Raw genomic sequence first — 22,654 nt, forward strand, 5'->3', positions numbered from 1 at the left:
TCTGAGATAACAACAGCGCCGGTCCCTGATGGGATAACAATTTATTATTCTGTAACGAAGGAAATGGTTTATGGCTACCAAGAAGAAGACAGACCAGGATCTCCAACTGGATAAAGATCAGCTCAAGGCGAGTATCGTGCGTCACCTGCGTTCTACCTTGGGTACAAGCGAACAGAAAGCCTCGCCAGAAGCGTGGTGGAAAGCGACCGCAGCCGCCGTCAACGAACAGGTGTACGAGCGCCTGACCCGCACTCAGCAGACTCACTTCAAGAAAGATACTCGTGCGATTCACTATCTCTCTGCTGAATTCCTGATGGGGCGTCTGACCTCCAACAACCTGCACAACCTCTCCCTGTATAAAATTTGCGAAGAGGCGCTGGGTGAACTCGGTCTGGAACTGACCGATCTGTGTGAACAAGAGCCCGACATGGCGCTCGGCAATGGCGGTCTGGGCCGTCTGGCTGCCTGCTTCATCGATTCCCTGGCGACCCTGAACTACCCGGCGGTCGGCTATGGTATCCACTACGAGCACGGCCTGTTCCGTCAGGAAATTCAGGATGGTCGCCAGATTGAGCGCCCCGACTCCTGGCGTGAATATGGCAACCCCTGGGAGATCTGCCGCCCGGAATCCGTGCAGGAGATCCCGCTCTATGGCTATGTTGAGACCGTGTTTGGCGACAACGGTGGCCTCAAGAAGGTGTGGCACGCTGGCCGCAAGATCAAAGGGGTGCCTTGGGATATCCCGGTGGTCGGTTTTGGCGGTCATACCGTCAACATCCTGCGCCTGTGGGAATCCCGCGCCTCCGAGTTCTTTGACTGGGACGTGTTCAACGCCGGTGGCTATATCGATTCCCAGGCGGAGAAAGCCCAGGCCGAGACCATCTCCAAGGTACTCTATCCGAACGATGAGACCGATGCGGGCAAAGAGCTGCGCCTGATCCAGCAGTATTTCTTCTGTGCCTGCTCCATCAAGGACATCATGCGTCGCTACAAGCGGGTGCATGGCGCCGACTTCAGCAACTTTGCAGCCCAGATTGCCATCCAGCTCAACGATACTCACCCGACTGTCGCCATCCCGGAACTGATGCGGGTGCTGGTGGACGAAGAGGGGCTGACCTGGGACGCGGCCTGGGCCATCAGCTATCAGGTCTTCTCCTACACCAACCACACCCTGCTGCCGGAAGCGCTGGAGAAGTGGTCGGTCAGTTTGTTCGAGAAGGTGCTGCCCCGTCATCTTGAGGTGATTTACGAGATCAACGCCCGCTTCCTGAGCGAGCTGGTTGAGCCCAAGTGGCCGGGTAACGATGCCATCAAGGCCAAGCTCTCGATCATCGAAGAGGGTGATGTGCGCAAGGTGCGCATGGGCAACCTGTGCGTCATCGGCTCCTCCAAGGTCAACGGTGTGGCCGAGATCCACTCCAAGCTGGTGAAGGAAGACTTGTTCCCCGAGTATGCCGAGCTGTGGCCCCAGAAGATGTGCAACGTCACCAACGGGGTGACCCCGCGTCGCTGGCTGCTGGCTTGCAACCCGGAACTGGCCGAGCTTTACAACGAGGTGGTGGGCAAAGAGTGGCCGCTGCAGCTCGACAAGCTGCGCAGCGTGGTCAAATTTGCCGACGACAAGGCATTCCAGCAGCAGTTCATGACCATCAAGCGCCACAACAAGGAGAAGCTGGTCAAGGTGATCAAGGCCGAAACCGGCATCGAGGTGAGCTCGGAGGCGATCTTTGACGTCCAGATCAAGCGTCTGCACGAGTACAAGCGTCAACAGCTGAACCTCATCCATATCATGGCGCTCTACCGTCGCCTGCTGGCCAACCCCGACTATGACATGCACCCGCGGGTGTTCATCTTCGGCTCCAAGGCGGCGCCCGGTTACAAGCTGGCCAAAGACATCATCTACGCCATCAACAAGCTGGCGGAGCGGGTCAACAACGATGCGCGCATCCAGGGCAAGCTGAAAGTGGTGTTCATGCCGAACTACCGCGTGAGCCTGGCCGAGAAGCTGATCCCGGCGGCTGATGTCTCCGAGCAGATCTCCACCGCCGGCTATGAAGCCTCCGGTACCGGCAATATGAAGATGGCGCTCAACGGTGCCATCACCATCGGTACGCTGGACGGCGCCAACATCGAGATCGCCGAAGAGGCGGGAGCCGAGAACTGCGCCATCTTCGGTCTGAACGTGGACGAGGTGAAGGCATTGAAGGGGCGCGGCTACAACCCGTACGACTTCTACTATGCCAACTCCGAGCTCAAGGCCGTGCTGGACTGGTTTGATACCGACTACTTCACGCCGGGTCGTCCGGGCGAGCTCTCCTCCATCAAGCGTTCCTTGCTGGAAGGGGGGGATCCCTACCTGACACTGGCCGATTTCGCCTCCTACTCGGAAGCCCACAAGCTGATCGACAGCTGGTATCGGGATCCGGCCCTCTGGGCGAAGAAGGCCATCATCAACTCAGCCACCATGGGCAAGTTCAACTCCGATCGTTCCATCCAGGACTATGTGGATCGCATCTGGCAACTGAAACCCTGCAGCATCGGCTGATGAGACGGTAAACCAGCAAACCCCTGCCATGCGGGGGTTTTTTATTTTGAGTGGGCGGTGTTGGTGATGGGGATTGTGGACAAGAGAGCACAAGGGGGAAGCGTCAAACCAAAACCTTCACAATACGACTCTTTTAGCTGAGAACTGTGGCTGTTCAAAGGTGGTGACTGAGTGAGAAGGGGTAAAGTTTGGCCGAGACTGCATGCAGAAGAGGTAATAAAAAGGCCCCGTCAGGGGCCTTGGTACTCGGCATATCAGTGCAGTATGTCACCCATGAAGTAGGCGAGCAGGGTCAGAATGACGGTGAAGACCAGGTTCAGCACCAGGCCGGCCCGCATCATCTCACGCTGTTTGATATGACCGCTGGCGAACACGATGGCGTTGGGCGGGGTGGCCACCGGCAGCATGAAGGCGCAGGAGGCACCGACGGCGATCAGCACGGAGACAACGATGGGCGATACACCCAGCGCTTGGGCTACCCCGGCAAACAGCGGCACCAGCAGGGCGGCAGTGGCGGTGTTGGAGACCAGCTCGGTCAGGAACACCACGAACGCGGCCAGACAGAGCAGGATGATGAAGATCGGCATGGTGGCCAGACCGTTGGAGAGGTGCTCCGCCAGGAAGGCGTTGGCCCCGGTCTGCTTCAGGATGGCGCTTAAGGTAAGGCCGCCACCAAACAGCATCAGCACGCCCCAGTCGGTGTTCTGGTTGATGTCATCCCAGCTGGCCACCCGGCTGATGGCAATGGCCACAATGGCACCCATGGCGATCAGGGTATCGAACTGGGGAATGCCCCCCATTGCCTTGGCAATGGGCTGGGAGCCAATCCACAGCAGTACTGTGGTCAGGAAGATGAGCAGGGTGATCTTGCGTTGACCGGTCCACTGGATGGTGACCTGCTCGGTGCTGACCTGATGGGAGAGGTTGGGACGGGTCACCATATAAAGCAGGCCGATGCCCACTGGCATGAAGATGAGCACCACCGGGATGCCAAACTTCATCCAGTCGGTGAAACCCAGCCCCATCTGGGCGGCTGCGATGGCGTTGGGCGGGCTGCCGACCAGGGTGCCGATGCCACCGATGCTGGCGCTGTAGGCAACCCCCAGCAGGACGAAGACCAGGGTACGGCGCTCCTTGTGGGCGTCGAGCCCTTTCAGCATGCCGAGGGCCAGCGGCATCATCATGGCGGCGGTGGCGGTGTTGCTGATCCACATGGAAAGCGCGGCCGTGATGGTGAAGAGCACGATGGCGGCCCAGCCGAGGTGGCCCCTGGCAAGCTGCATCACCTTGGCGGCGATCTGGGTATCCAGCCCCTGTTTGGAGAGTGCGGCGGCCAGTGCAAAGCCGCCGAAGAACAGAAACAGCACCGGGTTGGCGAAGTCCGTCAGCGACTTGCTCATGTCAAAGACCCCGAGCAGGGTGGCAAGTACCGGGATGGAGAGAGCCGTGATGGTGATGTTGACTGCTTCAGTCAGCCAGAGGATGGCGATGAAGACCAGGATCCCCAGCCCCTTGTTGACGTTGGGGTCAAAGGGGAGCCAGGCCAGCATGGCACAGAGCAGCAAGACATCCAGGATGACGATCCCGGATTTGATGTCCAGCCAGCGCGATGGGGTAGTGGAGGGTACTGCAGATGTGTGCATATTGTTCTCTCGGTTAATTTATGGTTGTTGTTGTGTTGCCGAGATTACATTCATCCCCCCGTTTGAAACAGGGGGAACTGGTCAAAGCATGCCGGGACTCACAGAGTCAAGGCAAATGAAAACATTAAATAAACACAAATTAAACATATCGGTATCATTTGTGGCCTAGATGAAGCTGTGCAACCACTCCTTGAACAGACTGGGAGGAAGGGAGCCACTGCGCTGTGCCACCATCTTGCCCTGCTTGAAGACCATCAGGGTGGGAATGCTGCGAATGGCGTAACGGGCCGCAATGGCGGCTTGTTGCTCGGTATCGACCTTGACGAAGCGGAGCCTTGGTTCAAGTTCACTGGCAACTTGTTGAAAAACAGGTGAAAATTGAAGGCATGGTCCGCACCAGCTGGCCCAGAAGTCGACCACGACCGGGATGTCAGACTGGATCAGGGTATCGAACTGCTGCTCCTGGCCGTTGACCGGGGTGGTGGCGAACAGCCCGCTCTTGCAGCGGCCGCATTTCGCGTTTGAATCCACTTTTTCTTCAGGCAGGCGGTTCCTGGTGAAGCAATGGCTACAATAGGTAGTGATAAATGACATAATTGATTCCTGTATGCATAAGCCCTGCAACATCTTATTGCACTGACAGGGCAGAGTAACGGTAACATAGTAGTCAGTTATCTTTCACAGCCAGTGATCCTGTGTCGACATGATGTCGGTGGATGCGTGGCCATGACATGAGAATCGAGACGGGATGAATAATGTGACACGGGTCAATCGTGTTGTGCTTAGCCTGATCATCGTATCGCTGCTGGGGTTTTCCGGCTATTGCTGGCAGCTGCTCAGCCAGCAGCAGAAGGCTTCCGAGCTCAGCGTTGCCGCAGAGTTGATCCTCAACCGGGTCAATACCGATACCGTCTATCTGCTTGGCCGCGAGAAGGCCAACGACGGCAACGTACAGCAACGTCTCAACCAGTTGTCGAGCAACCTCGACAGCTTCGTGCGGCAGGTGCGCAATGATCCCGACTCTGCCGACAATCCCCACTCCCAATCCCTGTTGCACGACATCGACAGCTATTTGCTCGACTTGGCCAAGCTTTATTCCATGGAGATGGCGATCGAGTACATAGAGCAGCCTTTTCAAAAGCAGCTCAACGGCTTGCTGTCCACCTTGCCGGCAGACTCTCCGCTTGCCATCGACCTGACCGAGCTGGCTCAGCTCAGTCACTACCTCAAACGCAGCTGGGACAAGGGCGAGCAGCTGCGACTGCAGGCCCTGCAGCGCCGCCTCAAGACGGCCTATCCCGCCAATCCTGAAGTGGCGGGGCTGGCCCAGCTGAGCGAGGATGTCAGCCATCAGGTGGTGGAGTACCACGTACTGCGCAACCAGGTGATCGACATGCACGAACTGGAGGGGCTGTCACTTTGGAAGCAGAGCAAGATGGAGCAGGCCTCCTCCCTCAAGAGCCGCTTCTATCTGATGGTATTGGGGGGGGCCATGCTCTGTTTCGGGCTGGTGGCGGTGACCCTGTGGCGGCGCAACCAGAAGCTGAGCGAGCTGTCGCGCCAGACTGGCTTGCTGGCCCAGGCCAAGAGTGACTTTCTGGCCAACATGAGCCACGAGATCCGCACCCCCATGAACGCCATCATCGGGTTCAGCTCGCTGGCACTGCAGACCGAGCTGGATCAGCAGCAGCGGGATTATCTCAGCAAGATCAAATCCTCGTCGGACACCCTGCTGCTGCTCATCAACGACATTCTGGATCTGACCAAGGTGGAGTCCGGCAAGCTGACTCTGGAGGAGATCGACTTCGATCTGAGCGAGCAGATCGACTCGCTGGCCGGCATGTTTGCCGACCTGGCCGAGCGCAAGCAGGTCGAGGTCATCATCAACAAGTCGCCGGCCGTGCCGGATTTTCTGCGCGGCGATCCGCTGCGCCTCGGTCAGGTGCTGGTCAATCTGGTCAACAACGCCATCAAGTTTACCGAGCGGGGCGAGGTGGAGGTAGCCATCACCCTGGTCAACCAGCACCCCATGCAGGTGCGTTTCAGCGTGCGTGACACTGGCATCGGCATCGCCGAGGAGAAGCAGGCCCAGCTGTTCCAACCTTTTACCCAGCTGGAGGCCGGCAATACCCGCAAATACGGCGGCTCCGGGCTGGGTCTGAACATCTCCCAGCGTCTGGTCGAACTGATGGGGGGCCGGATCACGGTGCAGAGCAAGCCGGGAACGGGTTCGGTCTTTCAGTTCGAGATCCCCATGACCAAGGCTGTCTATGGCGTCTCCGGGCGGCGGGTCTTCTTCGAACATCAGCCGCTGGTGCTGGTGATGGATGACAACGAGCTGGTGCTGGATCTGGCCAAGGATATCCTGGGTCGGGCCGGTGCCAGGGTGATGGCGGTCAACAGCCTCTCCCGGGCTCGCCAGGTGCTACGGGAAGAGGGACAGAATATCCGGCTGGCCATTCTGGACTGGCGCATGGGGCAGGAAGACGGGCTGGATCTGGCGCTCGAGATGTATCAGCACAGCCAGTGGCGCCGTCTGCCGATCCTGATGACCAGTGCCTGGGCCAAGGAGGGACTGCATGGGCGGATGGAGAGCATGGGATTGACCCACTTCCTGCCCAAGCCGATGACCGAAAATGCCCTGCTGGCCAAGGTGGACGAGCTGCTCAACGGCAGCTCCCACGATCAGCAGTTCCGCCAGGCCGAGGCGCAGGGGGATCAGCAGCATTTTCGCGAGCTGCTGCAAGGCATCCGGGTACTGCTGGCCGAGGACAACCGGGTCAACCAGCAGCTGATCATCGAATACCTGCGCCGGGTCGATGCTCTGGTGACCGTGGTGGGCAACGGCCGGGAGGCGGTCGAGCGGGTGGCCGAGCAGCCCTTCGACGTGATCCTGATGGACTTGCAGATGCCGGTGCTGGACGGGCTGGATGCCACCCGCCAGATCCGCAAGATGGTCGACAAGCACGATGTACCCATCATCGCCCTGACCGCCAGTGCCATGCCGGGGGACAGGGAGCGTTGCCTCGGGGTCGGCATGAACGGCTATGTCACCAAGCCGGTCAGCAAACTCGATCTCTACAACAACCTGCTGCAGTGGGTGAAGAGCGCCAGCGGCGAGTGGCGGGTGCCGCTTGAGGTGAAACCGCCCGACCTGATGGGAGTGTTGGATCTGGAGGATGCCCTTAGGCGGCTGGAGCAGGACAAGGAGGCGCTGCAGATCCTGTTCAAGCTGTTCATGTCGGAGCACAAGGACGACCTGTGGGAGATCCGCTCCGCCCTGCGTCGTCAGCAACCCGATATCGCCTGTCGGTTGCTGCATACCCTCAAGGGGGTTTCCGCCAATATTTCCGCCTCCCGTCTGCAGATCATGGCTGGCGAGCTGGAGTGGCGGTTGCGCCAGCAGGAGGAGCTGACCGAGCAGGATCTGGAGCAGCTGCAACAGGTGTTCAGTCTGACCCGGGAGGAGGTGTCCCACTTCCTGCTCACCGGGGAGCAGCATGAAACACCGTACGCAGGCTTCGGACAGCGTGATGATCGCTTGTTGTAACAGGTGAAATAGCAATAATTCTCAAGCCGCTTGCTTCAGGCTATCATGACCCCTTCGTATCGCCCCCAGCCGGGGGCGATTGCATTGAGTTTCCCCGTGATGGGCGCCGGCCCTGGGCCGGTCGCGACAAAGGATATCTACGTGAGCGTATTTGCAAGGCTGGGCTGGTTCTTCAAGGAGCAGTGGCGGCGTTACCTGATCGCCATCTCCCTGTTGATGATGGTGGCCCTGTTGACCGTGATCCCGCCCAAGGTGGTGGGCTGGGTGGTGGATGGCATCGCCAAAGGCTCCCTTGATAGTGCAACCCTGACGGGCTATCTGGCCGGGCTGTTCGGCCTTGGCTTGCTCATCTATCTGCTGCGCTACGTGTGGCGGGTCATGCTGTTTGGCGCCTCCTACCGGCTCGCCTATGTGCTGCGCAACCGACTGTTCAGCCACTTCACCCGCATGAGCCCGGACTTTTATCAGCGCCACCGTACCGGCGATCTGATGGCCCATGCCACCAACGACATCCAGGCGGTGGAGATGACCGCCGGGGAAGGGGTGCTGACCCTGGTGGATTCCATCATCGTCGGGGTGCTGGTGCTCTCCATCATGTGCAGCCAGTACTCCTGGCAGCTGACCCTGCTCTCCCTGTTGCCGTTGCCGGTGATGGCATTCTTCATGAACCGCTTCGGCACCCAGATCTACAAGGAGTTCAAGGCGGCGCAGGGTGCTTTCTCCCGGCTCAACAACAAGACCCAGGAAGCGCTCTCCGGCGTGCGGGTGCTCAAGTCCTATGCGGTGGAGTCGCTCGAAGATCGCGGTTTTGCCGAGCTGACCCGGGAGGCGGGCGCCTGCAACATGGCGGTGGCCCGCATCGATGCCAAGTTTGATCCCGTGATCTACCTCTGCATCGGCTGCTCCTACTTTCTGGCGGTGGCCGGTGGCAGCGCCCTGGTGCTGCGTGACGAGCTGACCCTGGGGGAGCTCACCAGCTTCACCATGTACCTCGGCCAGCTGATCTGGCCCATGTTCGCCATCGCCTGGTTGTTCAACATCATCGAGCGTGGCAGCGCCGCCTATTCGCGGATCGAAAGCCTGCTCGGCGAGCGCAGCGACATTGAAGAGCCGGCCCAGCCGGTGGCGCTGGCCTCGGCCTTTCCGCTGAGCGCCGTGGCGCTCAGCTACCAGCTCGAGCAGCGTACTCTGCTGCGCAATGTAGATTTCACCCTGCAAGCCGGTGGCATGCTGGGCATCGTCGGGCGCACCGGCGCGGGCAAGAGTTCCCTGCTCAAGCTGTTGATGCGACTGGCCAACCCCACCGCAGGGGAGATCCGCATGGGGGAGGTGCCCATCTCGCAACTGGCGCTGGGTGAGCTGCGCGGTCAGTTTGCCTATGTGCCGCAGGAGCCGTTTCTCTTCTCCACCACCATTGCCGCCAACATCGCCCTCGGCCGCCCCGATGCCAGCCGGGAGGAGATTGAGCGGGTGACGCGCATCGCCTGCGTGCACGACGACATCAGCCGTTTCCCCAAAGGCTATGAGACCGAAGTGGGGGAGAAGGGGGTCACCCTCTCCGGCGGTCAGAAGCAGCGGCTCGCCATCGCCCGAGCCCTGCTGCTGGAGGCGCCCATTCTGGTGCTGGACGATGCCCTCTCGGCGGTGGATGCCCACACCGAGCAGCAGATCCTGCACGCCCTCAAGGCCCACAAGCGCACCCTGATCCTGGTCAGCCACCGGATGACGGCGGTGGAGCAGGCCGACGAGATCCTGGTGCTGGAAGAGGGCCATATCAGTGAGCGGGGTCGCCACGGCGCCCTGATGGCCCACAACGGCTGGTACGCGGACATGGTGCGTTACCAGCGTCTCGAGCAAGACGTGGAGGAGAGCCTGTGAGTCCACTCATCAAGAGCGCCTTCACTCGGTGTGGCGCTGAGCCCGAGTGCTGGTATGTTGGCCTGATGCCTCATCATCAGCGGCTGAAACAAGACGTGGAGGAGCGCCTGTGAACCCGACCATCAAACGACTGCTCGGGTACTGCGCCCGTTATCCACGCTGGCTCATTCAGGCTGGGATCTGCCTGCTGCTGGCCACCGGCGCCGAAGTGGCCGGTCCCCTGCTCATCAAGCTGTTCATCGACGACTATCTGGCGCCGCGCCAGCTGGTGTGGCCCGCCATCGCGGCCATCGCCGCCGGCTATCTCGGCCTGCAGGTATTGTCTGCGGCCGGTTTTTACCTGCAATCCCTGCGCTTCAACCGCATTGCCCAGGCGGTGGTGCAGCGGCTGCGCGAGCAGGTGTTTGCCACCGCCATCCGGCTGCCGGCCCGCTACTTTGACCAGCATCGCTCCGGCTCGCTCATCTCGCGCATCACCAACGACACCGAGGCGATCATGAACCTCTATGTGCAGGTGATTGGGCTGCTGGTGCAGAAGGTGGTGCTGCTGTGCGGCATCCTCATCTCCATGGCGCTGCTGGATCTGCGGCTGATGCTGGTGTGTGCCTGTCTGTTGCCGGCGGTGGGTGGGGTGATGTGGCTTTATCAGAAACTGAGCGTGCCCGTGGTGCGGGCGACCCGCAGCCTGCTTTCCGACATCAACAGCCGCCTCAACGAGTCGCTGCAGGGGATGCCGGTCATTCAGGCCATGGTGCAGGAGCGCCATTTCGCCAATGCCTTTGCCGAGGTGAACCAGCAGCACTGGGCGGCGCGCCTCAAGAGCCTCAAGATCAACGGCATCCTGCTGCGTCCGCTCATCGATCTCTTCTACATGATGGTGCTGATCGGCCTGCTGGCGCTGTTTGCCCGCGAGGGGTTGAGTGCGGAGGGCGCCATCCAGGTGGGGGTGCTCTACGCCTTCATCAGCTATCTGGGGCGGATGATCGAGCCGCTCATCGAGATGACTAACCAGCTCAACCAGTTGCAGCAGGCCATGGTGGCCGGGGAGCGGGTCTTTACCCTGCTCGATGAAGCGCGCGAGAGCACCGAGGGCGAGATGCGCCCGCTCAAGGGGCAGGTGAGCTTCGAGCGGGTGAGCTTCTCCTACGATGGCGAGCAGCAGGTGCTGCGTGACGTGAGCTTTACTGCCAAACCGGGCCAGATGCTGGCGCTGGTGGGCCATACCGGCAGTGGCAAATCCACCATCATCAGCCTGTTGATGGGCTTCTACCCGCTGGATCAGGGCCTCATCCGCTTCGATGATCACCCGATGGCGAGTCTGTCGCTCTCGGCGGTGCGCCGCAGCATCGGGCTGGTACAGCAGGATCCCTTCATCTTCGTTGGGACGTTGGCGGAAAACCTGAGGCTCGGCCGCGACGGCATCGACGAGGCGCGCCTCTGGCAGGCGCTGACCGAGGTGCAGCTGGCCGAGTTCGTGCTGAGCCTGCCGGAGGGTTTGAACACCCTGATGGAGGAGGGGGGCAAGAACCTCTCCGCCGGCCAGCGCCAGCTGCTCTCCTTTGCCCGCGCCCTGGTGGGGGATCCGCACATCCTCATTCTGGACGAGGCGACCGCCAGCGTGGACTCCCAGACCGAGCTGGCCCTCTCTTCGGCGCTGGCGGCGGCGCGGCGCGGCCGTACCACCATCGCCATCGCCCACCGCCTCTCGACCATCGTCGACGCGGACGAGATCCTGCTGCTCTCTCGCGGTCAGGTGAACGAGCGGGGTAGCCATGGCGAGCTGATGGCGCTGGGCGGCCATTATGCCCAGCTGTTCGAGATGCAGAGCCAGGGAGCCTGGCTTGAAGAGAAGCGGGCCTGATCGACCGCCACAGGAATGAGCAGAGGGAGCCCGTGCGGTTCCCTCTTTTTTGATGAGGGGAAATGACGGCAAGCGTGATCCGCGTCCTTGTCGAACGCCAGCCATGCTGGCAACATGTTGTTTACATCAACTCATCGGATCAGTTCGCATATGGATTTGCAACGTTTGAAGGCCAACCTGGCGCTGCGGCTCTTTGCCTGGCGCTACATCCCCGTCATCGGTTTTTGTGCCCCCGTCATCGAAGAGATGAGCGCCAAGGCGCTGCGCATTCGCATCCCGCTCGGTTGGCGCACCCGCAACCACCTGGGCAGCATGTACTTCGGCGCGCTGGCGACCGGCGCCGACCTGGTGGGCGGTCTGCTGGTGATGGAGAAGGGGCGGCAGCGGCGCAAGAAGGTGCATTTCGCCTTCAAGGATGTGCAGGGGGAGTTTCTGAAACGGCCGGAGGGGGATGTGCAGTTTGACTGCGCGGCCGGGGAGGAGATCGACGCCATGATCGACGAGTCGCTGGCCAGTGGTCAGCGCATCAACCGTCCCATCCAGGTGGTGGCCACCTGTCCGTCACTGAACGGAGATGAGGCGATGGCACGCTTCGTGCTGACCCTGTCGATCAAGGCCAGCTGAATACCAAAGGGCGCGTCGGCGCCCTTATTCAAGCGAGGTCAGAGGAGCTCGGGGCTGACGCCCTCTTTCACGACCACCTTCATGCCGTTGAAGTTGACCACCTGCTCGGCCACTATCTTGCAACGCTTGCGGGTCTCGACCTGACCGTCCACCTCTACCAGCCCTTCGGCGACCAGCGCCTTGGCCGCACCGCCACAATCGGCCCAACCCTGATGTTTGATAAGGTCGCACAAGGCAACGAAGGGGTGGCCTTCGAGCAGAAACGTCTCCATGGGAAATCCTCTAGTGGATGAATGGCTGAAACAGCAGGGCGATTATTCTAGGCAGTTCGGGCCGTCAAGGAAAGGGCAAGGGTATATGTCTGCGGGCAATTGTGGCTTGCAAGACCATTTTGGGGGTGCACACCATAGCAGTCAGCCCGGCTGTTGCCGGGCTGACTGAGATCATGGGGCAAACCCTTTTCAGCCAAACTTCACCACGGCTTCACCGCTGACGGCGATGGCGCCGGTTGCCGTCAGGATGCGGGTGGTCAGGGTGATGATGGGTTTGTCGCTGCGCAGGGCGATGACCTCCACCTCTGCCGTCACCTCATCCCCCACAAACACCGGCTGCTTGAAGGCGAGGCTCTGACCGAGATAGACGGTGCCTTTGCCCGGCAGCTGCTGGCCCAGCAGCCCCGAGAAGAGGCTGGCCAGCAGCATGCCGTGCACGATGGGGCGCTCGAACGGCGTGGTAGCGGCGAAGGCGGGATCCAGGTGCAGCGGATTGAAATCCTCCGACAACCCGGCAAACGCCTCGACCTCTGCCGCCCCGAACCGCTTGATCAGGCTGGCCTTTTGGCCCACTTCGAAGGGAAGCGTGCTCATGCGGGCTCCTCCTCGGGGGTCTGGGTAAAGACCGGGTTGAGCCGGACCTTGACGTAGCTGCCGGGGGCCGCTTCCAGCCCTTCGCTCGGGATGCGGGCGGGAAGGGGGGCGGGATCCTCTTCCCGGCTCTCGATGAAGGCTGCCATCTGCGGCCACCAGGAGCCTGGGGTGTGGCTTGCGCCGGCGAGCCATGCCTCGGGGCTGGCGGCCTCGGTGTCGTTCTGCCAGAAGCCGTACTTGTTGGCGTCCGGCGGATTGACGATGCCGGCGATGTGGCCCGATTCAGCCAGGATGAAGCGCTGTTCGCCACCGAACAGCTTCATGCCCTGCCAGGTCCCTTGCCAGAGGGCGATGTGATCGTCCATGGCCGAGACCAGCAGCACCGGGGTCTTCACCTTGCCGAGATCGATGCGGGTGTGGCGGATCTTGAGCTCCCCCTTCACCAGCTGGTTCTCCAGATAGAGCCGGCGCAGCAGGCTGCTGTGGGTCTTGCCCGCCACGTTGGTGCTGTCGCTGTTCCAGTGCAGCAGATCGAACGCCACCGGGCTCTGCCCCTTGAGGTAGCTGTCGATGTAGTAATTCCAGTAGAGGCTGTTCTCCCGCAGCAGGCTGAAGGAGACCGCCAGCTGGCGCCCGTCCATGATGCCCTTGGCTTCGTTCTGGGCTTCCAGCGCCGCAATGATGGGCTCGTGGATGAAGATGCCAAGTTCCCCCGGTTGGGAGAAGTCGAGCAGGGTGGTGAACAGGGTGGCGGAGCGAACCCGCTGCTTCTGGCGTCTGGCAGCCAGCCAGCCCATGGCCAGGGAGAGGGCGGTACCGCCGATGCAGTAGCCGATGCCGTGCACCTCCCGCTCGCCGGTGGCCGCCTCCACACCATCCAGCGCGGCGATGACGCCGTCCACCACGTAGTCGTCGAGATCGATGTCGGCCTGGGCCGGACCCGGGTTGCGCCAGGAGATCATGAACACCGTCTGGCCCTGGGCGACCAGCCAGGCCACCAGGGAGTTCTGGGGCCGCATGTCCAGGATGTAGTACTTATTGATGAAGGGCGGCACGATCAGCACCGGCGTCCTGGCCACCGTTTCCGTGGTCGGGCTGTACTGAATGAGCTCATACAGCTCGGTGCGCTGCACTACCCGGCCTGGCGTCAGCGCCAGATCCCGGCCGAGCTCAAAGGCGGACTCATCGGTCAGCCGGATGTTGAGCTGATCGGCGCTGCGCTCGAGATCTTCGGCCAGCAGCGCCAGCCCGCGCACCAGATTCTGACCGTCGGACTCCAGGGTCAGCTTGAGCAGCTCCGGGTTGGTGGCCAGAAAGTTGCTTGGCGCCATGGCGTTGATGTACTGGCGGGTAAAGAAACGCAGCCGCTCCCGGCTCTTCTGGGGCACCCCCTCGAGGGCATCCACCGAAGCCAGCAGGTGCTTGGCGGTAAGCAGATAAGATTGCTTGAGGTAGTCATAGATGGGCTGCTCGCTCCAGGCGTCGGCCTTGAAGCGGCGATCGCTGCGCTCGGGAGCGATGAGCGGTTCGCTCTGCTGGCCTGCGCTTTTGAGCAGGGTGTGCTGCATCAGCTTGAGCTGATCCTGCCACCAGTTCATCTGGGCATTGATCAGTTGCCAGGGCTGCTGGCTACCCTGTTCCAGCACCTGGCCGAGATCGTCGAGATTGGTCTGCAGCAGGGCTTGGGCCGTGCGCTCGGTCTGCGCCTTGGCCATGTCCAGCAGCTTGTCGTTGTAGTGGGCCAGGGCCTCGAACAGCGGGCCGTAAGATGATTGGCTCATGTTCTCTCCTTCACCCATCCCCGGCGCAGGGCGAGCCTGTCGTGACGGAGCATGGGGAGATGTGGCTGCCCGTCGCGGGCAGCCAGGGGGATATCAGGCCTTGCCCGTGCTCTTTTTGATGCCGTCGGCAGCCAGGGCGTCGAGGTCGTCCTTGAACTGCTGGCCGAGGGTGTTGAGCTTCTGGATGTCGTCCAGCATCTGGCGGGAGAGCTGGCTGGCGGTCTCCAGCTGGACGGTGCCGAGGGCCGCCAGGCTCTGGGCATCCTGCACCTTGCCGGCGGCCTGCAGCTGGTTCAGTCCCAGCTCGGCATAGGCGTTGGCGGAGGCCAGTTGCAACCGAGTCAACTGCTCGATGTTGCTGGCCAGCAGCTGGTTATAACGGGTGAGGGGGGCGGCAAAGCCTTGCATCTGCTCGGTAAAGGTCTTGATTACGTCCATATTCATCGCGTGTCTCCGTGGTTGGCAGAAGGGTATTGCAAAAGGCCGATGGGCCCATTCTTCGGTTACATCCGTTCGACTACATCCTTAAGTCGTCACGTGTCGTTTGCTCTGTTCAAACGCACGTTTAGGCATTGTGTTACCAAATGAGGCTTGATGTAAATAATATAAATGTTAATTTTTGGCGAAATATTGATTCTGGTCTGTCCAGTTTAGCTGGCCCGATTCAGACGAGGGGTGACGCAGCCACGTCCGTTTGGTCTCGTTCCCAGGCCGCGGGGCTGGTAGGCTGACGCCACTCCCTGAGTCTTGAGGAATGCATCGATGAAACCTGCTCGCCTGCTGCTTGCCCTTGGGGCTGCTGCCCTTGGCGGCGTTGCCCACGCCAGTACCCCTGTCCAGCTCTCCTTGCCCGGCGTCAATCTGCCCGCATCCCATCAGGTCGAGGGGGCCAGAGCCTCTGTTCTCTATGGTCGTACCGGTCAGGTGAAAGGGATCGATCTGCCGGTCTTCGCCCTCTCCGACGTGGATCAATTCACCGGTCTGCAGCTTGGCATCTTCCTCGGTGCCGGCCGGGTACGCCACCAGTTTGGCGGGGTGGCGATCAACGCGGTCAACTGGCACGAGGGTCAGGACAAGGGCGTCAACCTTGGCTTCGTCAACCTGACCAACAATGTGCAGGGCCTCAACTGGGGGGCCGTCAACATCGCCAAGGGCAATGCCCTGGCCAACGTCGGCTTCGTCAACTATGCCGAGCGCACCACCTTCCAGCTGGGCTTCATCAACGCCACCAAGCACCTGGACGGTCTGCAGATTGGCCTCGCCAACTACGCCGAGAACGGGGTTTTCCCCATCTTGCCGCTGATCAATTTCAAGAAATCCTTCTAAGCCGCGCCGCCAACCTTGCTTTAGGGGCTCCAGCCATTACCCTGTGCTGCATTGATAGCGTGCAGAGGTGACACTGGCATGACAATGGAACACATGGATGCCATCGGCATCGGTTGGGACGTAAGAGGCTGGCAGGGCAGTGCCCAGGCGGTGGCCGTGGTGGGGTGGCAGGCTCGTGAACAGCGGCTGCACTGGTTTGGGGTATCGCCCCTGTTTCGACTGAGCTCACGGGTTGCGCCGGATCTGGATGCCTTGCTGCGCCCAGCACTGCACGACGAGATCCATCTGCTGCAGGTGCTGGCCTGCCCGCAGTTGGCGCTGGGGATCGACGCGCCACTGGCGTTTCCTCGCGCCTTGGGCGAGCTGCTGGCGGGGAGGGCGACCGAGTGCGCCGTGCCCCAGCGCGAGATAGACAACCCTTATGCCTATCGGGACTGCGAGCGCTGGCTGCACCGGCAATATGGCAAGAAACCGCTCTCGGCCACCTTCGACAGGCTCGGCAACAACGCGACCCTGGCGCTCGCCATGCTGCCCCGATTGGCCGACTTGCAGCTGGTGCCCAAGCAGCAACCGCAGGCCGATCGCGCCGTGCTGGAGGTCTATCCCGCTCTCGCCAAGGTGGGGGGAAAGGCATCGGCGGTGCGTGCCGAGCTGCTGGCGCATCTGCCGGCCGATGTGACGGCGGGCACCGATCGCTACGATGCCGCCATCTGCGCCCTGATGGCGCTGCAATATGCCGCCAAAGGGAGCGTCTCCCTGTTGCCGGCTCTGGTGGCGCCGCCCGCCGAGATGGCTTTGGACGAGGGTTGGGTCTACCACTTCGCTCGCCCCTGATAAACCGGATCGGTCCAACCAGCCCGATCCGGCCTCTGGCTGGTTATACCTTCACTTGCAGCGACGCCGTTGCCTCCTTCCACTACATTGTCTTGCTGTCTTGCTGTCTTGCTGTCTTGCTGTCTTGCTGTCTTGCTGTCTTGCTGCCTTGCTGGCTGAGGGCCGGGGCTGCCGCAGGTATCTGCCGGTTTACTCGTCATCGGATGGCTCTGCGCACCCAAAGCCCATTTATTAATCTTATATGCCATCAAACAAGAGTTTTATACCACCTTATCAAGCCATGCCGGCCATGCTCGCGGTTGCAAGCTGCGGCATGTCAGTGCAAAGGGGGCCGGTGATGGCGATGGCAACCAGCGTCATCGAGGATTTTGCCGACCAAATAAGGGTTTGTGCTGATCAAGGGTGGAAGATCAATATCTTCATCCGATATATTGCGCCTTTCCCCTGACTCTTCTCTGCGGTGATGTCGATGAAACGCATTCTCTCTATCCAGTCCCACGTGGTGTTCGGCTGTGCCGGCAACAGCGCCGCCGTGTTTCCCATGCGCCGTCTCGGTATGGAGGTATGGCCCATCAACACGGTGCAGTTCTCCAACCACACCCAATATGCGGCCGGATGGCAAGGAATGGCGATGCCCGCAGGGCATATCAGCGCCCTGTGCGAAGGGCTCTCGAATATCGAGGTGCTGACCCACTGCGACGCCGTGCTGAGCGGTTATCTGGGCTCGGCGGAGCAGGGAGACGAGATCCTGACTGTGGTAGCCGCGGTCAAGGCAGCCAATCCTGCCGCCATCTATTTTTGCGATCCCGTGATGGGCCATCCGGAGAAAGGGTGCATCGTCGCCCCTGGGGTGACCCGTTTCTTGACCGAGCAGGCGCTGCCGGCGGCCGACATCATGGCCCCCAATCTGCTGGAGCTGGAGACCCTGTGCGATGTCCATCTGACGGATCTGGCGCAGACGCGGGCCGCCGCCCATCAGCTGCTGGCACGCGGGGTGAAGATGGTGCTGGTCAAGCATCTTGGACGCGCTGCTCGCGAGCCGGGTCGTTTCGAGATGCTGCTGGCCACCCCCGAGGGGGATTATCTGATCGACCGCCCGCTCTACGAGTTTGCCCGCCAGCCGGTGGGGGTGGGGGATCTCATCAGCGCGTTGATGCTGGCCAATCTGCAGGCGGGTTACGATGCCGTCAGTGCATTCGAGCGCACCAACGCGGCGGTGGATGCGGTACTGCTGCACACCTGGCAGGCCGATGCCTATGAGTTGCAGCTGATCGCGGCCCAGGAGGCCTTTGCCGCCCCCCTGATCAAGGCGCGGGCCGAACGGCTGGCCTGATCGCGCCATCGGGGGCCAAGTCTGGGCGCGGATGATCCACGCTCTGCTTGGCCCCTGATCATCTTTCCCCATCTCTTAGTTAACAGTCCACCCCTGCGCCGCTTATCTGGTTGCACACCGAACGAGGCAATGCCGCTTCAGCCGTTACCTTGGTCCTGACACCGGGCATCCGGTTCAGATCAGGCCGTTATCCTGTTCCCGCTACTCTGCCTCATCGAACGTGACCTGCCGGTAGTGCTCGACCGTGGGGAAGGGATCGTAGAAGTGATGGAGCAGGGCCTTCCACTGCTGGTACTGGGGTGAGCCACGAAAGCCCTGGGTGTGGTTTTCGAGGCGCAGCCAGTTGACCAGCAGTAGATAGCGGTGGGGATCGGTCAGCGAGCGCTGGAGCTGGTGTCCGCCGTAGCCAGGCATGGTGCTGATGATGCGCTGGGCCTGAGAGAATGCCAGCTCGAAGGCGGCAGCCTGACCGGGGATGACCTGCAGAGGGGCGACTTCCAATATCATGGTGACTCCTTGTCCCAAGGATAAAGGGGCCATTGCAGCAGGTCGGGCAGGGAATGACAAGGCCGGCCGCAGGGGCTGGCCTTGTTGCTGTGATCACGGCTTTGCTTGAGTGCCGATCAGGCGCGTGGGTGACGGGCCCGGTAGCGCTCGGCCATGGCGTTGGCCGCGATCATGGCGTGGTAGACATCCTGCTCGCTGACGCTCATCGGCATGTTGCCCATGGTGTCGAGGGGATCGCAGGCAAGTTCGGCCACCTGGCGCCACTCGCTCTCCACGAAACGGCTCAGCCCCATCTCCTGCAGAGTCATGGGCAGGCCGGCCAGCTGGATGATGCGCATCACCTCGTCCAGCTCGGCCTGGGGCGCGCGTTCCAGCACCAGCTGGGTGAGCAGGCCAAACACCACCTTCTCGCCGTGCTGGGCCCGGTGCAGATCCGCCACCACCGACATGCCGTTGTTGACCGCATGGGCCGCCGCCAGGCCGCCCGCTTCGGCGCCCACGCCGCTCAGATAGATGGTGGCCTCAATGGTCTGCTCCAGCGCCGGGGTGGTGACATGATGGCGCACCGCATCCATCGCCAGCTCGATGTTCTCCCCCAGCAGCTCGTAGCAGAGCCGGGCCAGCCCGAGGCCGGTGCGGGAGGGGCGCTTGCCCACCAGATTGATGCCGTCCGCCCGGTAACAGGCGCGGGCCTCGAAGTAGGTGGCGAGCGCATCACCCACGCCAGCGGCAAAGAAGCGGGCGGGAGCCGCCGCTATGATGGCGGTGTCGGCGATCACCACATCCGGGTTCTGGGGCAGGAACAGATAGCGCTCGAACTCGCCCGCCGGGTTGTAGATCACCGCGAGGGCGGTGCAGGGGGCATCGGTGGAGGCGATGGTGGGAAACAGCACCACGGGGCGGCGCAGGTAGAAGGCCACCGCCTTGGCGACATCCAGGGTCTTGCCGCCGCCGATGCCGACGATGACGTTGGCCCCCTGTTGTTCGGCCAGATCGCACAGGCGGCGGATCTCGATGTCGGTGCATTCGTAGTTGAACTTCTCGACCGCTCCCTTCAGGCCCGCCTGCAGCAGGCCGGCCAGCGCCTCTTCCCGTACTCGCTCCAGAATGAACTCGTCGCTGACGAGCAGGGCGTTGTCGCCGAAATCTTTTACGTGATCATGGAGTTGGGGCAGCAGATCGTGGCCGATGATGAACTTTTTGGGGGAGGTGACGGTACGAGGCAGGATAGGCATGCAGTATTCCTCAAGGCAGTGAGCGGCATCCGTTTGGTATGCAAACGGGTCTTTCTGCCACACCATACGCCTCGTCTAGGGTGAGGTGAAGGAACAATCATATGCAAATGGGGCTATAGCAGATTCAAAAATTAATCTTGGTGCTGCTTTGATTGTTTTTTGCGGGCAGGAGGGTAACGCAACACGCCCTCCATGGGGAGGGCGCACTGTGGCTACAGAGTAGGTGCGAGCAGTGTAGAGGCGCGCGAAGCGGAGGCGGTGCGCGGCTCAGAGCTGCTTGTAGAAGAAGAGGGTGGCCGCCAGGGTGCCGTCGGCACTGCGGGCAAAGGCGGGGATCTGGCCCGCCTCCTGGTAGCCGAGCTGGCGATAGAGGTGGGAGGCGGCATCGCCCACCCGGGTGTCGAGCACCAGCAGGCTGCGGCCGGCTTCTTTGGCCCCTTGCTCCATGCTGGCCATCAGGGCACGGCCGACCCCCTTGCCACGCTGGAGACTGTGCACCATCAGTTTTTCCACCTCGGCGCGGTGACGGCCATTGGCCTTGGTGCACAGCGAGAGCTGGAGGGCGCCGACCAGCTGGTGTTGCAGGAAGGCGACCCAGAGCCGGCGGCTGCCCGCGGCCAGCTCCGTCTCTATGCCCTGCCAATAGACGAGCCCCTGCTCTTCGGTCAGCGGCGGCAGGAAGCCCACTGAAGCGCCGCTGGCGACGCTGTCTTGCAGCAAAGTGATGAGGGCAGGTTTGATGCCCTGGGTGGTATCAACCTCAACTATGTCCATCAGGAGTCCTTGTCAACGAAGTTCACGCCGCCGGCCCGGTCTGCCGCGGCGCCTGCCGCCAACGGGACCGGCGGCAGGATGACTGGCTAGACTCGCCGTTTCTGCCGCCAATTTCAAGTCGTTGTCGCTCGCCGGGTGCGCCCGATCACGCCCTCCAGGCGGGTTTCCCTCAGCGGATGAGCTGCTGTTCGACCAGCCAGGCAAACAGCAGCCGGGAAACCGGAGAGATCTCGGCCATATGGCGGCTGTCAAGCCAGCGCAGCTCGGCGATCTCCGCCGAGGCGACAGGAGTGCCATCAGTCTCGCCGGTGTAGCAGCGCAGCCTGACGTTGACCCCCTGCGGCTTGCCGTCGGCCTGGGCACTGAACTCGCAGGCAAACGCCAGGGTGCCGGGCTTGAGGGCCACGGCCAGCTCCTCCTCGATTTCGCGCATCAGCGCTGCTTCATCGGTCTCTCCCGCTTCGCGCTTGCCGCCGGGAATGTAGTAGATCTGCTTGCCGTGGGAGCGGGCACAGAGCAGTTGCTGATCCTTGAAGGTCAGCCAGGCGAGTTTGTCGATCATGGTTATATTCCTGTAGCCAATTAGTAGAGACTATTCACGTATTTCTCGGTCGGTTCTGGCAACAGATCCTGTGGGTGATCACCACCAAATGTGGCCCATTTGCTTTTTCCTTTAAACGATGAGTTGGCGATACTCTTCTTGCTTAGGGTATCGTAGACAACTAACTGAATTTCAATAACATCTGGTTTGCCTGACCATTCGGTAGCTCGTTCTTCCCAATGTAGAATGACGGGTTTTACGTAATATCTGAACTGGGCCGGTTGAATATTATTCAGGCAAGGGTCGCCATGGCAATTGGTGGTAATTTCAACTCTGTTGGCTTTCTTGGAAAATGCTGCATAGATTGCCTGAGCAGTCATTTGCCCCGAATTTTGATATTGCGTCGTTTCGTATGAGCCATCTTGGGGCTGCGAAATAAGCACCCCTTGGCTGGGATCAAGCTTGCTGGTCATTGTTTGTACATTTGACTGCTGATATGTAGAACTGCAACCAACAGCAAGTAATGATACGAGGGCAGTAACATAGTTTTTCAAAATACATTCCCTTGTTTAATTGAATAAGTTTGACTATTTGAGTAATGGAATGATTTTTATATCAAATCTACTCAACAAACTGATTGATTAAGCTCACATAACGCTTTGTAAGAGCGGTGCTCACGCTGTTGCAAACCCAGTGTTGAGGCCAATGCTTCCAAGGCATGCCTATATTCCAGCAGTCGATCCTCGTCATCGGTCATGATGGCCAGCTCGGCAAAATCGCCGAGTCCTGCCAGGTGATCCAGGGTGACGTGGAAGGGGCCGACGAAATAGATGCTGCGCACTTTGCGAAGGGTCAGTATCGGCTGGTAGCCCAGGGTGTGCAGCATGCTGATGGCCTTGTCGGCGTCGGTGATGTTGACCGCCTCGCAGCGATCGGGTTCGGGCCCCTTCACGATCCAGAGCCGGATTCCGGAGGGCTGCATGGCGCGGATCAGCAGGCTCTTGCCCGCTGCGCTCAGGCTGCGGTCCGGCGTGTCGAAGTAGGTGTCCTGCTCCTGGTTGCGCTCCAGCATCACCTCGGGATTGAGAGCGGCGAGGGCTGTGGTGAAGGCCTCGACATCGCCGAGTCTGTATTTGAACTCGACCTCGAAGCGGCCCTGAAAGTGCTGTGCTGACATCGGCAGGCATCCTTGAGTGTGCGGATTGGCATGGCGGGCAGCCTAGCAAAGTTGGCGGGCGGGCCCAAGGGGCAAGGCGGCAGTATGTGGAAACGATCTGTTTCCGGGGCCCATGATTGATCAATGCGCTGCCTGTTGCCCTGATCAAGGGCAGGCACCGCACACGGTCGAGCCAGTGC

The 22,654-nt window shown here is 61.1% G+C and carries 20 protein-coding genes; 8 read left to right on the top strand and 12 right to left on the bottom strand.

Going from position 1 to position 22,654, the window contains the following annotated elements; translation table 11 throughout:
- Positions 1–70 precede the first annotated feature (70 nt).
- Complete coding sequence (locus tag PG881_RS08235) at positions 71–2,545, top strand: glycogen/starch/alpha-glucan phosphorylase (RefSeq protein WP_024944463.1); 2,475 nt, start codon at positions 71–73, stop codon at positions 2,543–2,545.
- Positions 2,546–2,799: 254 nt separating this feature from the next.
- Here the strand turns inward: PG881_RS08235 and PG881_RS08240 are convergent, their stop codons facing one another.
- Positions 2,800–4,188, bottom strand: a complete 1,389-nt coding sequence (locus PG881_RS08240; protein WP_106552683.1) for an SLC13 family permease — start codon at positions 4,186–4,188, stop codon at positions 2,800–2,802.
- Between the two features lie 165 nt (positions 4,189–4,353).
- On the bottom strand, positions 4,354–4,782 hold the full coding sequence (gene trxC, locus PG881_RS08245) for a thioredoxin TrxC (RefSeq protein WP_029303141.1): 429 nt from the start codon (positions 4,780–4,782) through the stop codon (positions 4,354–4,356).
- A gap of 154 nt (positions 4,783–4,936) precedes the next feature.
- Between trxC and PG881_RS08250 the strand changes: the two genes are divergently transcribed.
- From PG881_RS08250 to PG881_RS08265, 4 genes are all read left to right on the top strand, one after another.
- The gene (locus PG881_RS08250) at positions 4,937–7,738 is read left to right on the top strand and encodes a response regulator (protein WP_270799211.1); all 2,802 of its coding nucleotides are present in this window, start codon (positions 4,937–4,939) and stop codon (positions 7,736–7,738) included.
- Between the two features lie 141 nt (positions 7,739–7,879).
- Positions 7,880–9,616, top strand: coding sequence for an ABC transporter transmembrane domain-containing protein (locus tag PG881_RS08255; protein WP_270799213.1), 1,737 nt, complete (start codon positions 7,880–7,882; stop codon positions 9,614–9,616).
- Between the two features lie 109 nt (positions 9,617–9,725).
- Positions 9,726–11,477, top strand: coding sequence for an ABC transporter transmembrane domain-containing protein (locus PG881_RS08260; protein WP_270799216.1), 1,752 nt, complete (start codon positions 9,726–9,728; stop codon positions 11,475–11,477).
- A gap of 150 nt (positions 11,478–11,627) precedes the next feature.
- On the top strand, positions 11,628–12,101 hold the full coding sequence (locus tag PG881_RS08265; protein WP_005300417.1) for a DUF4442 domain-containing protein: 474 nt from the start codon (positions 11,628–11,630) through the stop codon (positions 12,099–12,101).
- Positions 12,102–12,139: 38 nt separating this feature from the next.
- On the opposite strand, the gene ybcJ is transcribed toward PG881_RS08265, so the two are convergent.
- The 4 genes from ybcJ to PG881_RS08285 form a co-directional block, all read right to left on the bottom strand.
- Positions 12,140–12,373 carry a ribosome-associated protein YbcJ gene (ybcJ, locus tag PG881_RS08270; protein WP_041211499.1) on the bottom strand — a complete coding sequence of 78 codons (234 nt, stop codon included), beginning with the start codon at positions 12,371–12,373 and terminating at the stop codon, positions 12,140–12,142.
- Positions 12,374–12,562: 189 nt separating this feature from the next.
- A complete protein-coding gene (locus PG881_RS08275; RefSeq protein ID WP_270799220.1) occupies positions 12,563–12,967 on the bottom strand; it encodes a MaoC family dehydratase in 405 nt (134 codons plus the stop codon).
- On the bottom strand, positions 12,964–14,748 hold the full coding sequence (locus tag PG881_RS08280; RefSeq protein WP_270799222.1) for a class I poly(R)-hydroxyalkanoic acid synthase: 1,785 nt from the start codon (positions 14,746–14,748) through the stop codon (positions 12,964–12,966). Before PG881_RS08280 ends, PG881_RS08275 begins: the two co-directional genes overlap by 4 nt.
- A gap of 93 nt (positions 14,749–14,841) precedes the next feature.
- Positions 14,842–15,192, bottom strand: coding sequence for a phasin family protein (locus PG881_RS08285; RefSeq protein WP_011706254.1), 351 nt, complete (start codon positions 15,190–15,192; stop codon positions 14,842–14,844).
- Positions 15,193–15,510: 318 nt separating this feature from the next.
- Between PG881_RS08285 and PG881_RS08290 the strand changes: the two genes are divergently transcribed.
- The 3 genes from PG881_RS08290 to pdxY all read left to right on the top strand — a co-directional run bounded on the left by PG881_RS08290 (position 15,511) and on the right by pdxY (position 18,241).
- Positions 15,511–16,074, top strand: a complete 564-nt coding sequence (locus tag PG881_RS08290) for a VC2662 family protein (RefSeq protein ID WP_017409548.1) — start codon at positions 15,511–15,513, stop codon at positions 16,072–16,074.
- A gap of 78 nt (positions 16,075–16,152) precedes the next feature.
- Positions 16,153–16,908 (top strand): DUF429 domain-containing protein, encoded by a 756-nt coding sequence (locus tag PG881_RS08295; RefSeq protein WP_101616071.1) that lies wholly within the window; start codon positions 16,153–16,155, stop codon positions 16,906–16,908.
- Positions 16,909–17,377: 469 nt separating this feature from the next.
- On the top strand, positions 17,378–18,241 hold the full coding sequence (gene pdxY / locus PG881_RS08300) for a pyridoxal kinase PdxY (protein ID WP_270799227.1): 864 nt from the start codon (positions 17,378–17,380) through the stop codon (positions 18,239–18,241).
- Between the two features lie 201 nt (positions 18,242–18,442).
- On the opposite strand, the gene PG881_RS08305 is transcribed toward pdxY, so the two are convergent.
- From PG881_RS08305 to PG881_RS08330, 6 genes are all read right to left on the bottom strand, one after another.
- Complete coding sequence (locus PG881_RS08305; RefSeq protein ID WP_270799230.1) at positions 18,443–18,748, bottom strand: antibiotic biosynthesis monooxygenase family protein; 306 nt, start codon at positions 18,746–18,748, stop codon at positions 18,443–18,445.
- A 116-nt stretch (positions 18,749–18,864) separates the two neighbouring features.
- On the bottom strand, positions 18,865–19,983 hold the full coding sequence (locus tag PG881_RS08310) for a glycerol dehydrogenase (protein ID WP_270799233.1): 1,119 nt from the start codon (positions 19,981–19,983) through the stop codon (positions 18,865–18,867).
- Between the two features lie 267 nt (positions 19,984–20,250).
- The gene (locus PG881_RS08315; protein WP_270799234.1) at positions 20,251–20,757 is read right to left on the bottom strand and encodes a GNAT family N-acetyltransferase; all 507 of its coding nucleotides are present in this window, start codon (positions 20,755–20,757) and stop codon (positions 20,251–20,253) included.
- A gap of 169 nt (positions 20,758–20,926) precedes the next feature.
- Positions 20,927–21,319, bottom strand: a complete 393-nt coding sequence (locus tag PG881_RS08320) for an NUDIX hydrolase (protein ID WP_270799236.1) — start codon at positions 21,317–21,319, stop codon at positions 20,927–20,929.
- 20 nt (positions 21,320–21,339) lie between these two features.
- On the bottom strand, positions 21,340–21,852 hold the full coding sequence (locus PG881_RS08325; protein WP_270799238.1) for a DUF4823 domain-containing protein: 513 nt from the start codon (positions 21,850–21,852) through the stop codon (positions 21,340–21,342).
- A gap of 71 nt (positions 21,853–21,923) precedes the next feature.
- Positions 21,924–22,475 (bottom strand): class IV adenylate cyclase, encoded by a 552-nt coding sequence (locus tag PG881_RS08330; RefSeq protein ID WP_270799240.1) that lies wholly within the window; start codon positions 22,473–22,475, stop codon positions 21,924–21,926.
- Positions 22,476–22,654 lie beyond the last annotated feature (179 nt).

Origin of the sequence: Aeromonas sp. QDB54 (assembly GCF_027707385.1) — a bacterium.
GTDB lineage: Bacteria > Pseudomonadota > Gammaproteobacteria > Enterobacterales > Aeromonadaceae > Aeromonas > Aeromonas hydrophila.